The organism is Pseudomonas sp. TH49 (genome assembly GCF_016650625.1).
In the GTDB taxonomy this organism is placed as follows: Bacteria; Pseudomonadota; Gammaproteobacteria; order Pseudomonadales; family Pseudomonadaceae; genus Aquipseudomonas; species Aquipseudomonas fluorescens_H.
This window is the reverse complement of sequence record NZ_JAEKFL010000002.1, coordinates 2,752,041-2,766,798: the sequence shown is the minus strand read 5'-3', so window position 1 is coordinate 2,766,798 and position 14,758 is coordinate 2,752,041. Positions and strand designations below refer to the sequence as shown.

At 57.9% G+C, this 14,758-nt stretch carries 19 protein-coding genes; 10 read left to right on the top strand and 9 right to left on the bottom strand.

Features of this window, described 5'->3' with window-relative positions; translation table 11 throughout:
- The 4 genes from JFU48_RS29500 to JFU48_RS29485 all read left to right on the top strand — a co-directional run bounded on the left by JFU48_RS29500 (position 1) and on the right by JFU48_RS29485 (position 1,653).
- A complete protein-coding gene (locus tag JFU48_RS29500; protein ID WP_135295168.1) occupies positions 1-231 on the top strand; it encodes a hypothetical protein in 231 nt (76 codons plus the stop codon).
- 65 nt (positions 232-296) lie between these two features.
- Entirely contained in the window at positions 297-752 is a 456-nt protein-coding gene (locus JFU48_RS29495) for a hypothetical protein (protein ID WP_201138457.1), read from the top strand.
- A 122-nt stretch (positions 753-874) separates the two neighbouring features.
- Positions 875-1,177 carry a hypothetical protein gene (locus JFU48_RS29490; protein WP_201138456.1) on the top strand — a complete coding sequence of 101 codons (303 nt, stop codon included), beginning with the start codon at positions 875-877 and terminating at the stop codon, positions 1,175-1,177.
- 56 nt (positions 1,178-1,233) lie between these two features.
- Positions 1,234-1,653 carry a hypothetical protein gene (locus tag JFU48_RS29485; RefSeq protein WP_201138455.1) on the top strand — a complete coding sequence of 140 codons (420 nt, stop codon included), beginning with the start codon at positions 1,234-1,236 and terminating at the stop codon, positions 1,651-1,653.
- Between the two features lie 55 nt (positions 1,654-1,708).
- Here JFU48_RS29485 and JFU48_RS29480 read toward each other — a convergent pair whose 3' ends face one another.
- Positions 1,709-2,449 (bottom strand): DUF899 domain-containing protein, encoded by a 741-nt coding sequence (locus JFU48_RS29480; protein ID WP_201138454.1) that lies wholly within the window; start codon positions 2,447-2,449, stop codon positions 1,709-1,711.
- Positions 2,450-2,624: 175 nt separating this feature from the next.
- On the opposite strand from JFU48_RS29480, the gene JFU48_RS29475 reads away from it, so the two are divergent.
- Positions 2,625-3,017, top strand: a complete 393-nt coding sequence (locus tag JFU48_RS29475; RefSeq protein WP_201138453.1) for a transcriptional regulator — start codon at positions 2,625-2,627, stop codon at positions 3,015-3,017.
- Between the two features lie 115 nt (positions 3,018-3,132).
- On the opposite strand, the gene JFU48_RS29470 is transcribed toward JFU48_RS29475, so the two are convergent.
- From JFU48_RS29470 to JFU48_RS29460, 3 genes are all read right to left on the bottom strand, one after another.
- Positions 3,133-4,002: a DUF6279 family lipoprotein gene (locus tag JFU48_RS29470; protein ID WP_201138452.1), complete on the bottom strand. Its 870-nt coding sequence runs from the start codon at positions 4,000-4,002 to the stop codon at positions 3,133-3,135.
- A 71-nt stretch (positions 4,003-4,073) separates the two neighbouring features.
- The gene (locus tag JFU48_RS29465; protein ID WP_003222704.1) at positions 4,074-4,793 is read right to left on the bottom strand and encodes a TorF family putative porin; all 720 of its coding nucleotides are present in this window, start codon (positions 4,791-4,793) and stop codon (positions 4,074-4,076) included.
- Between the two features lie 206 nt (positions 4,794-4,999).
- Positions 5,000-5,188: a hypothetical protein gene (locus JFU48_RS29460; protein ID WP_016985943.1), complete on the bottom strand. Its 189-nt coding sequence runs from the start codon at positions 5,186-5,188 to the stop codon at positions 5,000-5,002.
- A 350-nt stretch (positions 5,189-5,538) separates the two neighbouring features.
- Between JFU48_RS29460 and JFU48_RS29455 the strand changes: the two genes are divergently transcribed.
- The 3 genes from JFU48_RS29455 to JFU48_RS29445 all read left to right on the top strand — a co-directional run bounded on the left by JFU48_RS29455 (position 5,539) and on the right by JFU48_RS29445 (position 7,999).
- Positions 5,539-6,375, top strand: coding sequence for a CvfB family protein (locus tag JFU48_RS29455; RefSeq protein WP_003222709.1), 837 nt, complete (start codon positions 5,539-5,541; stop codon positions 6,373-6,375).
- Between the two features lie 45 nt (positions 6,376-6,420).
- The gene (locus tag JFU48_RS29450) at positions 6,421-6,825 is read left to right on the top strand and encodes a DUF2177 family protein (protein WP_201138451.1); all 405 of its coding nucleotides are present in this window, start codon (positions 6,421-6,423) and stop codon (positions 6,823-6,825) included.
- 241 nt (positions 6,826-7,066) lie between these two features.
- Complete coding sequence (locus tag JFU48_RS29445) at positions 7,067-7,999, top strand: DMT family transporter (protein ID WP_103486557.1); 933 nt, start codon at positions 7,067-7,069, stop codon at positions 7,997-7,999.
- Here the strand turns inward: JFU48_RS29445 and JFU48_RS29440 are convergent.
- Positions 7,944-9,125, bottom strand: a complete 1,182-nt coding sequence (locus JFU48_RS29440; RefSeq protein ID WP_201138450.1) for an MFS transporter — start codon at positions 9,123-9,125, stop codon at positions 7,944-7,946. The genes JFU48_RS29445 and JFU48_RS29440 overlap by 56 nt on opposite strands.
- Before the next feature lie 104 nt (positions 9,126-9,229).
- Between JFU48_RS29440 and ptrR the strand changes: the two genes are divergently transcribed.
- Both ptrR and JFU48_RS30255 read left to right on the top strand, forming a co-directional pair.
- On the top strand, positions 9,230-10,123 hold the full coding sequence (ptrR, locus tag JFU48_RS29435; RefSeq protein WP_027614570.1) for a putrescine utilization regulator PtrR: 894 nt from the start codon (positions 9,230-9,232) through the stop codon (positions 10,121-10,123).
- Between the two features lie 142 nt (positions 10,124-10,265).
- A complete protein-coding gene (locus JFU48_RS30255; protein WP_003184145.1) occupies positions 10,266-10,394 on the top strand; it encodes a PA1414 family protein in 129 nt (42 codons plus the stop codon).
- 202 nt (positions 10,395-10,596) lie between these two features.
- Here the strand turns inward: JFU48_RS30255 and JFU48_RS29430 are convergent, their stop codons facing one another.
- The 4 genes from JFU48_RS29430 to JFU48_RS29415 form a co-directional block, all read right to left on the bottom strand.
- On the bottom strand, positions 10,597-10,845 hold the full coding sequence (locus JFU48_RS29430) for an acyl carrier protein (RefSeq protein WP_201138449.1): 249 nt from the start codon (positions 10,843-10,845) through the stop codon (positions 10,597-10,599).
- 42 nt (positions 10,846-10,887) lie between these two features.
- Positions 10,888-11,613 carry an MBL fold metallo-hydrolase gene (locus JFU48_RS29425; protein ID WP_201138448.1) on the bottom strand — a complete coding sequence of 242 codons (726 nt, stop codon included), beginning with the start codon at positions 11,611-11,613 and terminating at the stop codon, positions 10,888-10,890.
- 86 nt (positions 11,614-11,699) lie between these two features.
- Positions 11,700-13,079 (bottom strand): sodium:solute symporter, encoded by a 1,380-nt coding sequence (locus JFU48_RS29420; RefSeq protein ID WP_003222714.1) that lies wholly within the window; start codon positions 13,077-13,079, stop codon positions 11,700-11,702.
- 154 nt (positions 13,080-13,233) lie between these two features.
- Entirely contained in the window at positions 13,234-14,742 is a 1,509-nt protein-coding gene (locus JFU48_RS29415; protein ID WP_201138447.1) for a purine-cytosine permease family protein, read from the bottom strand.
- Positions 14,743-14,758: the final 16 nt, after the last annotated feature.

Sequence of the window (14,758 nt, the reverse complement as noted above, 5' to 3'; positions counted from 1 at the left end):
ATGGACAATTTGCTATTCAAGTTCCGTGATGTAGAGATTTGGAAACGCAATGAGCGATATTTCATAAGGTATGACGCGGGTGGGCATGTGGACGTGATGCGTGAGGACGAGATAACTGAGGGTGATGCGCTGAAAGCTTCTGTCAATGAAGAGGCTGCAATACAATTTCTGTTTGTTTTACAAGAGCGATTGATAAGTGAAGGCGTTGATCCTTATGTTTCAAATGTTTAGAAAACGGGAAAGGGGTCAGACCTAATTTAAAGAAGGTATGGTCTATCCCTTTTTTTGACTAAATAATGAGCTTTGAAATTTTGCTGGAAAAAGAGCCTCCCGACCACTTTGGAGTCCAGGCCCTACGGGGATTTATCCGACTAGGTGACCAAGAGGAATGCTTCTTTGCTCCGATCTCCTTCTGGGGAAGGCAGGAATATTTGAGTAGCTGGTACTCATTGATTTGTTTCGGTCTCGAAGGGAGAACGCGCTCTGTATTGGTCACTTCAATGCTTGATCCAGAGTTCGCAAATTTCCTGATGGTCTGGGTTTTATACTTTGTTGAAGAGTCAGTTCACATTCAGAATAATGTGGTTTTTACAAACGATGTTGTTCCTGGGTTCAATGTGGACGATGTTAATTCTTACTTCGGTGCACGAGAGGTCGTTAACGAGGATGGCGACAGGATTTCCGAATGGGTCGTGCCGCTGTCGGACGTACTCAGCTTAAAAGAGAAATTAAATGCGGAAATCAACATTTGAAGTCATGGTGGATGACTGATTTCTCCCTTCGCGTAGCAATCTGATGCGCCACACGTAATTGATGAGAAGGCGAAAATCTTGCTGCTCAAGAACTTGCTCCATCAATTTCCGGAGGTTTCATAGTGATTAATGAAGATATAAATATCGTCCAGGAAATCTTCCAGGAAGTCGAAGCCGGTATCGTCCATGGCTACGATGCATTCAGCTACGGTGTGGAGTTGGGGGAGGGATACATTCAGACGGAACTGGGCGTTGAGAAAAGCGGGGTGGAGGACTGGAACGCCGAAACAGACATCAACGGGGCAATAATTCTTCGTCTGGTTGACCAGTTGCATGCAAATGCAGTCGAGCGCGGTGAACCATGGAAGTCATTTGTCCTGTCTTATCGCGAAGGCGGACAGATCAAAACAAAATTCAACTATTAGATGATGTTGTAGTATGCCTTCAAACTAGATGCGAACGATTTCAGGAGGTAGCGGAGGTGGACTTTTCATTCCAGGTATTCGGAGCGGTAGGGCCGTTGAGTGGAACCTTGTCCAGAATGCATGTGCGCAGTATTTTGGGCCGTGATTTCGAGGAGTTCAAGAAAACGGCTGGCTCATTGAACACTACCGATGCATTTGTACGTCACGACCTGCATGTCTTTTACGACGAGCAAGACATAGTAAAAGGTGTGGAGTTTTTCGATAGAAGCGGCGTCTCCTGGCAGGGACACAAACTGGTGGGAGAAAAACTGTTCCCCGTACTGGGTCTGTTCCGCGGTAATGGCATCCAACCCGTCATTGACGATGACGGGTTTGACGTTAGCGAATTTGGTATGAGCTTTTATGTCCCGGACATTGAAGACGGCGAGGATGCATTGATCAAATCCTTGTATATGAACTTGCGTACCGAAAGGTAAGTCACCTTTTGGCTGCGTCGATAGCGGGGACGAACCCCGCTTTTTCCGATTGGGTTCAACCTTCTTTGTCATGACAGCAGTCAGACATCATTGGCGACTCATACCGATCATGATGCCGCACCCACTCCATGATCTCATCCTCATTCCTGCCCTTGGGCGTGAGGTCGAGGTAGTTGTAGGCGCCCACCAACATGTCCAGACCGCGGGCATAGGTTGAGTAGGTGTGGAAAATGTCGCCCTTTGCATCACGATAAAACACACTCAGCCCCGGCATTTCTTCCTCGGCACTGTCAGTCTTTTCGTAGTTGTACGTAGCCTTTCCTGCAGCGACATCTTCAGCGCGGGCACACACGCCAAAGTCGTAGTTGAAATCGGAACCGTCTGACGACACCCAGTCGAATTTCCAGCCCATACGCCGCTTGAAGGCCTGGAACTGTTCAAACGGGGCGTGGGAGACCGCGACCATTGCGATGTCGTGGTGGGCCAGGTGCAGATTGGCGCCGTCGATGTGGTCGGACAGGAATGAGCAGCCCTGACAGCCTTCCTCCCAGTCCTTGGCAAACATGAAGTGGTAAATGATCAGTTGGCTGTGCTTGCCGAACAAGTCGGCCAGTTTCAGCTCGCCGTGTGAGCCGTGAAATCGGTAGTCCTTGTCGACTTTGACCCAGGGCAACGCGCGGCGTTTGGCGCTGAGGCGGTCGCGTTCTTTGGTGAAGGCCTTTTCTTCGGCCAGATGTTGCTTGCGCGCAGCGAGCCATTCTTCTCGCGATACCACCGGATGATTCTCGACGTTCATGATGATTTCTCCTGCGGGGTTGAAACCGTCTTTGTCAGACTAGTCGTTTAACCCTCAATCCATTCGACAGACCGCCGGTCGGTCGCTGCAAAAAATGCGGCTGAACGGCTGCGGCACGGTCGGGTCACAACCTATGACAGTGCCCTAAATCACGCGCACCGGAGGTTGAATCAGGATGACGACTTATAACTGGGATTTGATTGAACGCTTGCTGCATGAAGTGCAGAACAGTGCAGGCGAAAGTTTCGCGCCGCGAAAATATGCCGAGGACTATGCGGCGCAGAAAGCCAGTGCAGGCGAGCCGATCGAGAATCTGGATCACTTGAAAACGGTGGCCTGCGAATATGAAGGCTTGTTGCTTGATCGTGGATTTATCGAACCGCGTCCGGATCATATGGGCAGTACCGGCAGCAATTTCATTCTGACGCCACGCGGATCAAGCCTGCTGAGCCTGATCGACAGCAGCATTCCCGGAAATGATCATCCGCGGCAGGTGCTGGACGAGCAGGAAGATGCGCTGGATGAGGCGACGTTTGATGAGGTGGCTTCAAAGGTGCAGATTGCCTGACAGGCCTTTTGTGAGAGCGGGCTTGCTCGCGAATGCGATGTACCAGACACATTAATGGTGAATGAGACACCGCATTCGCGAGCAAGCTCGCTCCCACTTTGTTTTTTGCATAGCCTTAAGGTTTTTGTGCGGCCTTGAGGCATTTGAGGTCGTTGAAATCTTTACGCACCCCTTCGATTTTCTTGAGCAACCGCTGACGCTGCTGCGGCGTACTTTCAGCCATCAAATCCACTGCCAGCGAGCGCGCCTGTGCTTCTGTATTGGCGTAGGCCTTCTGGTAATCCGTTGTCCATAAACGCTCGCGGTTGACCAGAAGTGTCTCGATTCGTTGTGGGAATTCGGCACTTTTACGCTGGGCAACGGCGTTACTGAACTGCTGCTGCCAATGTGCGCGGTTGGCGATCCATTGAGTGTTCTGATCGCCCAGAGCGGTCGACCAGGCCATCACCCGTTGTTCCTGAGTGGCGCTCAACGGGCCAAGCCAATCGGTGAGGCGCTTGTCCATGCGCGCAGCGCGTTCGGCAATCTGTTGCGCCAGCGGTGGTTTGACGTATTCCTTCTCACGTTTGCGCAGGTCCTTGGCGAACGCGTCGTTCATTTCCGCGACCTGCTTATCGTCCAGCCCTTGCAGCAGTTCGATGGCTGATGGCGTGATCTGGCGTGCGGTTTCGGCGATTGCCTGTTTGGCCTCTGCGGTTCGCGCTTGCAGTGCCGCGTCTGTCACCTGATTGGTTTCGACCATCACTTGCAAGCGATCCAGCCAGTCGAGGTAGCCCGGCAATTGCGTGGTGCAGTGCCAGTTCAGGTGCTCCTTGAGGCGATCGTTGAACCAGTCTTTTTGCTCGCCGGTCATGTCCAGATAGTCGCCAAGCGTCCATGGAATGATCACGTCGAGATTGCGGTAGGCCAGACCGACGCGACTGCAGGCGCCGAGGGCGAGGGTGAAGATCAGCAGGGTGGCGAGGTGTTTGAACCAGCGAGACATGAGCGAATCCTTGCGAGAGCCTGGCGTCTGATTCTTATGTGAACGCGGGAGGCTGCCGGCAGTTCAGCCGATCAATAGAACGCGCGTTCGGCCTTGAGCGTGACCAGCCCGTCGCACTCGCTGTTTTGCCCGGAATAAGCCGAGCAATCGCTGCCGCTGAGGTTGGAATTGCTGTAGATCAGGTCGAGATCGACGCCCATGAACGGCCGGGAAAATTTCACCGACCAATCGGTAAAACTGCTGACATAACCACCGTCCACCGACACGGGCGTGTTCAGTTGGTGGGTGGTGTATTTCATGCTGATCCCGATGCCGAACGGCTGATTGCCGCCGAGGTCGGCGAACAGCGTGTTGTTCTGTTTGTCCGGGTCATTGCTCACGGCGACGCCGAAGCGGCTGCCGAGCAGGGTCAGGCCGCCGAACAGCTCCTGGCTGTCGAGGGTGTCTACTTTGGGATAACTGTAGTGGATCATCCCGACTTCATAGCCGAGGGTCTGATCGAAAGGTTGTTTGAAGCCGACGTAGGAGTCGATTTCGAGGTTCTTGCCCGGTGTGAGGCCCATGCTCGGTGCGTACTGGCCGACATACAGGCCGCTGTCGTGGCTGAGGTCGAGGCCGCCGTGGAACGAGCCGACTGCCGCCGGCTTGACCAAGCCTTGGGCCATGCTGCGGCTGGGCGTGGTGCCGAGTTTGAGGTCGAAGTCGCCGAGCTCGCGCTGGAAAATCTGCGCGTGCGCAGTCGAGCAGACCAGCAGGCCTACCAGCAGTAAACAGGAAGTTGGTTTGAGCATGCGTCACTCCATGAACAGCGAGGGGCAGGCTTAGCCTGCTGAAACGCTTGATCCAGACGCGTGCAAGGATACCGGCGAATGCTCGGCGATGATGGCCGTTCGTCGATTTTCAAAAGATTGGTTAAACAGAATGGAGGGTATTGCGCGGGTGCCAGTCCAGACGCTTCGAAACTCAAAGCGCCTCAGGACGGGTGTATTACCGGGTGTTACTTCTTGCCCAGGCTGATCTGCTTGGACGGACCGAACGTCTGGCCGCTGACGCCTTTGGCAATTTGCTGGATTTCGCCGCCGGACTTGAGGAACGCTGCGATTTGATCGTTGATCGATTCGCTGGTTTCAACGGCTGGAGCTGGCTTTGCTTTGCTGGTGGATGCTTTTACACGCATGGCGGCCATTAACCTGTAGAAAAGTAACTCGGCCAGGCATCGTACAGGAATAACTTGACAATTGCTTGATAAATATCCCCGGGAATAACTGAGCGCGTGGGTGGATTATTCTCGATTAATTATTCGAAATATCCACCTAAGCCACTGTTTTAAATAAGAACATTTATTTGCCATCAGTGAAAACATCCTGCGCGAAATGGCGCGGCCGGTGCTGCACTGGTCAGACGAGTGGCAGCCCGGCCGTGCGAGACCCAGGAAAATCAAGGTGTCCCGTGGATTTTCCCAAACGGCTTGCTCAGCCAGCGAACGAAACCGGCAAAACCGGGTAGAATGCCGCCACGCAATGAGGGTTTTGGAAAATGGCTTTAGTCGGGCGTTACAACAGTTTGCAAGTGGTTAAACACACTAACTTCGGTTTATATCTGGACGGCGGTGCCGACGGCGAAATTCTTTTGCCTAACCGTTATATCCCTAAAGATATTCCCAGCGAAGATGAAGACTGGCTCAACGTTTTTATTTATCTGGACAGCGATGACAAACTTATCGCTACCACTGAAAAACCAAAAGTTCAGGTCGGCGAATTTGCCAGCCTGAAAGTTGTTGAAATCAACAGCATCGGTGTGTTCCTCGACTGGGGCTTGCCGAAGGATCTGTTGCTGCCGTATTCCGAAGAGAAGCGGCAGATGACCGCTGGTGAATATTGCGTGGTGCACGTCTACCTCGACAAACACACCCGCCGCATCACCGCGACCGCACGTCTGGATCGCTACCTCGACAAGACTCCGGCCAACTACAGCGCCGGGCAGGAAGTTGATCTGCTGGTGGCTGAAGCCACCGACATGGGCTTCAAGGCGATCATCAACAACAAGCACTGGGGCTTGATCCACAAGAATGAAATCTTCAAGTTCATGCGTTCCGGCATGCGCGAGAAGGGTTACATCAAGGAAGTGCGCGCCGACGGCAAGATCAGCCTCAGCCTGCAACCGGTGGGTCAGGAAGCGGCCAGCAGCCTGAGTTCGAAGATCCTCGCCAAGTTGCGCGAAAGCAACGGCACGCTGGCCATCAGCGACAAGAGCGATCCGGCGCTGATCAGCAGCATGTTCGGGGTCAGCAAGGGCAACTTCAAGAAGGCCATCGGTTCGCTGTACAAGGAAGGCAAGATCGTCATTCACGCCGATCGCATTGAACTAACCTGAGCCTCGCGTAGCCCATGTTGCATGGGCTCACTTGAGGTCGGTTAAATGAAAAAAGCGTTGATTGCCTATGGCGCCACACTGATGGCGTTTCTGTTGCTCGATGGCATCTGGCTCGGCGTATTGATGGCGCCAACCTACCGCGAGCTGCTCGGTTCGCTGATGCTCGAAAAACCGCTGCTGTTACCGGCAGCGGTTTTTTATTGCCTGTATGTTTTCGGCTGTGTGCAGTTTGTGGTGTTGCCGGCGGTCAGTTTGCAGTGGGCCGCGACGCGGGGTGCTTTGCTGGGGCTGGTGGCGTACGGCACTTATGACTTGACCAACTGGGCGACGCTGCGCGGGTGGTCGGTGCAGGTGAGTTTGATGGATTGGGCGTGGGGGGCGTTTGCGACGGCTGTTGCCTGCACGGTCGGTTTCCTGGCTGCGAAGCGATTTGTGAGGTCAGCTGCGTAATCCTGGTTGTCTGGGCCGACGCCTTCGCGAGCAAGCCCGCTCCCACAGGGGGAATGCGTTCTACTGTGGGAGCGGGCTTGCTCGCGAATGGCGGCGCAGCCGACAGCCATTCACCGCTGCCGCAACAGGCAAGATAAATGTCTTTCCCAGACGGCTTTTTCTGCCTGACTGATTGATAATCCCCGACACAGATTTTCGACCAGTGGATGGCTGCCATGTTGTGTGTGTTCGAGGTGTTGCGGTGAGTGTCGAGCGGCGCAATGCCGACGGTTTTGCCCTGCAGGTGATGATCGGCCTGTGCCTGATCTGGGGCGTGCAGCAAGTGATGATCAAGTGGGCCGCGCCCGACATCGCGCCGGTGATGCAGGCGGCCGGGCGTTCGGGGATTTCCGCGTTGCTGGTGGGTTTGCTGCTGTGCTGGAAGGGTGGTTGGGATCAGGTGGGCAACACATGGCGCGGTGGACTGCTGGCCGGTGCGTTGTTCGGTCTGGAGTTCTTCTTCATCGCCGAAGGTCTGCAGCTGACCACTGCCGCGCATATGTCGGTGTTCCTCTACACCGCGCCGATTTTCACTGCATTGGGTGTGCATTTCCTGTTGGCCAGCGAACGCTTGCGACCGCTGCAATGGCTGGGGATTCTGCTCGCATTCATCGGCATCGCGATTGCTTTCGCGGGTGGCGTGTCGTGGGACAACCTCGACCGGCGCATGCTGCTGGGCGATGCGTTCGGGGTCATTGCCGGTGCCTGCTGGGGCGCGACCACCGTGGTGGTGCGCGCTTCGCGGCTATCGGAAGCGCCGGTGACCTTGACCTTGTTTTATCAATTGATCGTCGGCTTCGTCGGCCTGCTGTTGATCGCGCTGTTCAGCGGCCAGATCACTCACGTCAGCCTGACCACCGTGGCGGTGGCCAGCGTGTTGTTCCAGGGCCTGGTGGTGTCGTTCTTCAGTTACCTGACGTGGTTCTGGCTGCTGCGCCGCTATCTGGCGGCCAATCTGGCGGTGTTTTCGTTCATGACGCCGCTGTTCGGCGTCACCTTTGGCGTGGTGCTGCTGGGTGAAGAATTGAGCATTAACTTCGTCATCGGCGCGGTACTGGTGTTGCTCGGCATCACCTTTGTCAGCGCTGAGCAGTGGGTGCGTCGGCGTTTGCGCAAAGCCCTCGGCCAGCACTGACCGATTGCAGCGCCAGCCCGCCGGCAATCAGCAGACCGCTGCCGGCAATGATCAGCGCCGGTTGCAGACCGCCGCTGAAATGGCTGCTCAGTGCCGCGAGCAACGGGCCGCTGAGCTGGCCGACGGCGAAGCACGCGGTCAGCAGCCCGGCGTTGCGTTGGGTGGTGTGGGGCGCCAGTTCCCGCGAGCGCTGCATCACCAGTTGCATGCAAGCGAGGAACGGCATGCCGCACAACATCACCCCCAGCGCCAGGCCATAACCGCTGCCCAACAGACAGGCGAAGACCCCGATCGCCTGCAACCACAGCGTTGCGGTCAGCCAATGCCGTGTGGTGTTCGGGTCGTGGCGACGCAGACTCACCAGCAACACACCGATGGCGGCGCCGAGGCCGAAGCACGGCCACAACACATCGGCCTGCCATTGCCCATGAAACTGCGCGTTGGCCATCTGCGAGAGGAACGTCGCCGGAATGATGTAACCCACGCCGTACAGCGCATACACCGCCGCCAGTCGCGGGATGCCGCGATTCGCATGGCTGACGTTGAGGGTGGCGACCGGTGTGTGCACGCCCGGTTGTGGCAGGAACCGCACGATCCCCAACAACATCACCAATGCCACGGCGGCATAGATCAGCCACAACGTGGCAGACGTCTGGTTCAGCAGATGTGAGAACAGCGCCAGCAACCCTGTGAGAAAAATCCCCAGCCCCGGACCGGCGAACACCAGCGCACCGAGCCGTGGCCGGCCTGCCGCCGCTGCCAGTGGTTGACTCAGCGCCGTGATCATCACCAGCACCCAGGCACTCGCCACCCCGGTGCCAAAGCGCAGCAGCAAATGCGCCCAGAAGCCGTTGGCCCAGAACGACGCCAGGGTCAGCAGCACGCACAGCCACAACCCGCCATGCAACCGGCGCTGCACTTGCTGCGGACGATGGGCGAACATCGCATCCACCGCGCCCAGCAGATAGCCGAAGTAGTTGGCCGCGGCAATCAGACCAGCGGCCGTCAGGTCGACCTGGCCTTCGCTGAGCAGGTGCGGCAGTTGCGGGGTGAGGGCGAAACGCCCGATGCCCATGGCCATCATCAGGGCGACGAAGCAGGCGGATAAGCGAATCAGTGGCGACATGGTCGGGATTCCTTTGGAGGAGCAATGACCGTCAGGCTAGAACCGATTGACTTTCTTTAAAATTGAATAATAGTGAGTAACTTGTTCTGTAATGGAGAATGGTTGTGGAATTCAGCCAATTGCGGATCTTTCAGGCAGTGGCCGAGGAAGGTTCGATCACCCGCGCCGCCGAGCGTCTGCACCGGGTGCCGTCCAACCTGTCGACCCGGCTCAAACAGCTGGAAGAGCAATTGGGTGTCGAACTGTTCGTCCGCGAGCGTCAGCGTTTGCAGTTATCGCCTGCGGGAAAAGTCCTGCTGGACTACACCGGCAAACTGTTCGCCCTGCGCGATCAGGCCAGTGCGGCGGTGATGGGCGGGCAACCGGCCGGGGATTTCGTCCTCGGCACGCTCTACAGCACCGCAGCGATCCATTTGCCGGCGCTGTTGGCGCGCTATCACAAGCAATACCCGGCGGTGAATCTGCAAGTGCAGTCCGGGCCCAGCGGTGAGTTGCTTGAAGGCCTGGTCTCCGGGCGTCTCGATGCGGCGCTGGTGGACGGTCCGCCGCAACTGGCCGGTATCGACGGCGTGCCGCTGTGTGACGAGCGTCTGGTGCTGATCAGCGAAGCCGATCACCCGCCGATCCGCAGCGCCAAAGAGGTCGAGGGCAGGGCGGTGTTCACCTTCCGCCATGGCTGCGCCTATCGCGCGCGACTGGAGGCGTGGTTTGTCCACTATCAGGCGGCGATGGGCCGGGCGATGGAGATCGAGTCCTATCAGGGCATGCTTGCTTGTGTGATTGCCGGCAGCGGCGTGGCGCTGATGTCGGAGTCGATGCTGGCCAGTCTGCCCGGGCGCGAAAGTGTCGCGGTGCACCCGTTGGCCGAGCCGTTTGCCAGTGCGACAACATGGCTCATGTGGCGCAAGGGCATGGTCGGGGCCAACCTCAATGCCTGGATTGAACAGCAGCAAGCGCTCTATCCCGTGGCATCCAGTGAAACCCGGCAGACGGCGTGAACCAATCGATGGTAATTCTGTTCAATTCAGTAACAGATCATTGCGGATTTGGCCGAGCATTGCGTAGGACTTAGGACTATTATCAGTGCGAAGCGGCCTCAGAATTCCGGCCGCTCAGCACTACCCTGAAGGGGGCATGACGATGAAAGAGAAAATTCAGAACTGGCTGCACGATTTGGGTGTTGCCCTCGGCTTGATCGAACCGCCTCTGCAACCCGTTCCGATCCGTACCGATGACGAACAGCGCCGGCGTCAGCCTCGCCGGCGGTAAGTACGGCTCCATGTGAGTGACGCTTGTTGTGGCGAGGGAGCTTGCTCCCGCTCGGCTGCGCAGCAGTCGTAAGGTCACTGAACAAGGTCCGTCTGACACAACCGGGCTGAATGGTTTTGGGGCTGCTTCGCAGCCCAGCGGGAGCAAGCTCCCTCGCCACAGGGTTTCAGCTCACCCTGATGGTTGTATTTGGCAAACCCTCTCAATGCCTTCCAATCTCTAGCAAAAACCGGCTCAGGTCATTCGCGGTCTTCGCGGTCTTGAGCATGTGATCCTCTTCGGCGGTGAACGCCGTCAGTCCGAACTCATCTTCCAGATGAAAGATCAGATCCTCGATATCTGCCTTCTCCAGCCCTAATTGCACCAGGCGGGTGTCGTCGTTGAATTCGCGGGAGTCCAGCAGGCGCTTAATGTATCGGTGCACGGCAGCACGCACGGCAGCTCTTCTCATGGCAGACAGTTTCGTTGTTGTGTTGACTGATTACAGCAGGCCTCAAGCGTGTCGACGCAACCATTCGTCAATCATCGAACGCAAATGCCCCCCGGAAAAACTGCCGAAATGCCCGCCATGCACCGTGCGGATCGGCAGCGCCTGCAAGCGCCGCAGGCTGCTGGCGTAATCCTGCAGATCGGAGTGGTAGGCGTCTTCGATCAACGGCCCGTCGTAGATGATGTCGCCGCTGAATAAGGTTTCGGTGGCCGCCTCATACAGGCTGATGCCACCCGGCGAATGCCCCGGCGTGTGCAGCACTTGCAGGGTGCGGTTGCCCAGATCCAGCACGTCGCCATCCTCGACAAACCCGGTGGCTGGCGCAGCCTTGACCCGGTATTCGGCGTAGCACAGCGGACAGTCCGGATGCGCCTCGAACATGTCGTCACCGACGAAGGCCCGGCTGAGGTCATTCTCGCCGTTCGGCGCGGCAAGAATGTCGGCCTCGGCGCGATGCACCAGACGTTCGGCGAATTCGTGATGCCCGGCGATGTGGTCGAAGTGGCAGTGACTGGCAACAGCCACCAGCGGCCGTTCGGTGATCCACGGCAATTGCTCGCGCAGGCTGACCAGCCCCGAGCCGCTGTCGAGCAGCAGATCCTTGTCGCGCCCCTGAATGTGCCAGAGGTTGCAGCGGTAGAACGGGCGGATGTACGGCTCGTGGATCAACCGGATGCCATCGCTCAAGCTCAAAACTTCAAACCACTGATCGCGCGAAACGATCTTCATAAGCCATTTTCTCCAGACGTAAAAAAACGGGTGTGGCAACCGACGCCACACCCGTCGAAGAAAGCATCAAGTCGTTACATCAGAGCTTAGATCGCACTCGCCACGGTCGCCGGGCGAGGGGAGACCAGGCTGACCACCACAAAACTCACCAGACCTACCGCAAGGCTGTAGTAGATCGGCGTGTTCGCATCCAGACCGTCCTTGAACATGAACAGCAGCGCGGTGGCGAAACCCAGGCCCATGCTGGCGATGGCGCCGGCGGTGGTCGCGCGTTTCCAGAAGATCGCACCGATCAGCGGAATCAGCATGCCGCCGACCAACAGGTTGTAAGCAAGAGTCAGGGCGCTGATCACGTCATTCACTACCAGCGCGATGCCGAGCACCACGACACCGGTGAGCAGGGTGAACAGGCGGTTGATCGCCAGGCTCGACTGTTTGCCGCCACGCAGTTTCGGTAGCAGGTCTTCAGTCAGGGTGGTGGCCGCAGCGAGCAGACCGGCACTGGCGGTAGACATCATGGCGGCCAGTGCCGCAGCGATCACCAGACCACGGATGCCGTCCGGCAGCGACAGTTTGACGATGGCGGCGAAGGCGTTGTTGACGTTGTCCAGATCCGGGATCAGTACGTGAGCGGCCATGCCGATCAGCGCGCAAGCCAAACCGTAGAGGATGCAGTAGATACCGGCGATGCTGCCGGCGTACTGGGCGACTTTGGCGGTCTTGACGGTGAACACCCGTTGCCAGATGTCCTGACCGATCAGGATGCCGAAGAAGTAGATCATGAAGTAGGTGATGATCGTGTCCCAGCCGATGGTGGTGAAGTTGAACGCCGCTGCCGGCAGCTTCAGCACCAGTTCGTCCCAGCCGCCGACGCGGTACAGGCAGATCGGCAACAGGATGAACATCAGGCCCACGGTCTTGATGATGAACTGGACGATGTCGGTCAGGGTCAGCGACCACATGCCGCCGATCGCCGAGTAGATCACCACCACGCCACCGCCGAGCAGTACCGAGATCCAGAACGGCAGGCCGAACAGCACTTGCAGCACGGTGCCGATCGCCAGGATCGAGGTCACGCCGATCATCAGCGCGTAGGCCAGCATGATCACCGCGCTCGCCGAACGGGCCATCGGGTTGTAGCGTTTTTCCAGAACCTGGGTAACGGTGTAGATCTTCAGTTTCAGCAGCGGTTTGGCGAGGAACAGGTTCAGCGCGACGATGCCGCAACCCAGCGCGGCGCACAGCCAGAAACCGGAGATACCGTGCACGTAGCCCAGACGCACGGTGCCGACGGTGGACGCACCACCGAGCACGGTCGCGGCCATGGTGCCCATGTACAGGCTTGGGCCCAGGTTACGCCCGGCGACCAGAAAATCCTCGTTGGTCTTGGCCTTGCGCATGCCGTAGTAGCCGAGCAAAAGCATGCCGGCGGCGTAGATGAGGACGACGAATAAATCCAAAGCCATGATGGCGTGTCTCCGATTGTCTTTTTTATGGTGAGGCTGAATTCGATTTGCCCTTGTGGGAGCGGGCTTGCTCGCGAATGCGATCTGTCAGTCACATCACTGTTGAATGTGCCGACGCTTTCGCGAGCAAGCCCGCTCCCACAGGGGATTTGCGTCAGGCGGCCTGGCGCAGTTCAGGTTTTGCTACGCCTTGGCTGCGGGCATCCGTGGGCCCGAACACTTCGCGCGGTTCCGGGAACAGGCTCAGCAGCGTCAAGTACACCACCGAAGCCAGGCCCAGGGTCACCGGCAAACTGATGTCGATGCCGCCGGCCATTTCACCCAACGGGCCGACGAACTGCCCCGGCAAATTGACGAAGCACAAACCGACCGCCGCGCTCGGGATCCACGCGCCCAGACCACGCCAGTTCCAGCCGTGGTTGAACCAGTAGCGTCCGCCTTGCTCGCCGCGAGTGAATACTTGCAGGTCATCCGGGCAGTAGAAGCCGCGACGCACCAGCAGGCCGATGATCATGATCACCATCCACGGGGTGGTGCAGGTGATGATCAGCACGGCGAAGGTCGACACGCTCTGCACCAGGTTCGCCGCGAAGCGTCCGATGAAGATGAAGGCAATCGACAGCACGCCGATCAGCAACGTTGCCTTGACCCGCGACAGCACCCGTGGGAACACGCTGGACATGTCCAGCCCGGTGCCATACAGCGAGGTGGTGCCGGTGGACATGCCGCCGATCACCGCAATCAGGCACACCGGCAGGAAGAACCAGCTCGGCGATACCGCCAACAGACCACCCACATAGTTGTTCGCCGCGATGTAGTCCGGCGCCTTGATCGCGACGATGGTCGCGGTGCTGAGGCCGAACAGGAACGGGATGAACGTGGCGATCTGCGACAGCACCACCGCCGCCATGATCCGCTGCTTGGAGGTGTCGCGCGGGATGTAGCGCGACCAGTCGCCGAGGAACGCACCGAAGGAAATCGGGTTGCTCATCGCGACAAGCGCCGCGCCGATGAACGCCGCCCAGAAACCCGGTTGCCCGAGGTTCACGGTGCCGGCGTAGTTCACATCGAAAGGACCGGCGAAGGCGAAGATGCCCAGCAGGAACAACAGGCTGGCGCTCCACACCGCGATCTTGTTCACCCACAGCAAAAAGCGGAAGCCGTAGATGCACACGGTCAGCACCAGAATCGCGAACAGACCGTAGGCCAGGCCCAGGGTCAGGTCGGTTTCCGGCAGACCGATCAGGCGTTTCGCCCCACCGATCAACGCATCCCCCGAACTCCATACCGAGAGCGAGAAAAACGCGATAGCGGTCAACAGCGACAGGAACGAACCGACGATCCGCCCGTGCACGCCGAAGTGCGCCCCGGAGGACACGGCATTGTTAGTGCCGTTGATCGGGCCGAACAGGCCCATCGGTGCGAGGATCAGCGAGCCGAGCAGCACGCCCGCCACAATCGCCCAGACGCCGGCCTGAAACGACAGACCGAACAGCACCGGGAAACTGCCGAGCACGGCGGTGGCAAAGGTGTTCGAACCACCGAAGATCATCCGGAACAAGTCCGTCGGGCCTGCGGTACGTTCGTGGTCCGGGATCTGTTCGACCCCGTGGGTTTCAATTCGCGTAAGGCTTTGGTCGTTGGCTTTGTTGTTGTTATTCATGATCAGCTCCGATCAT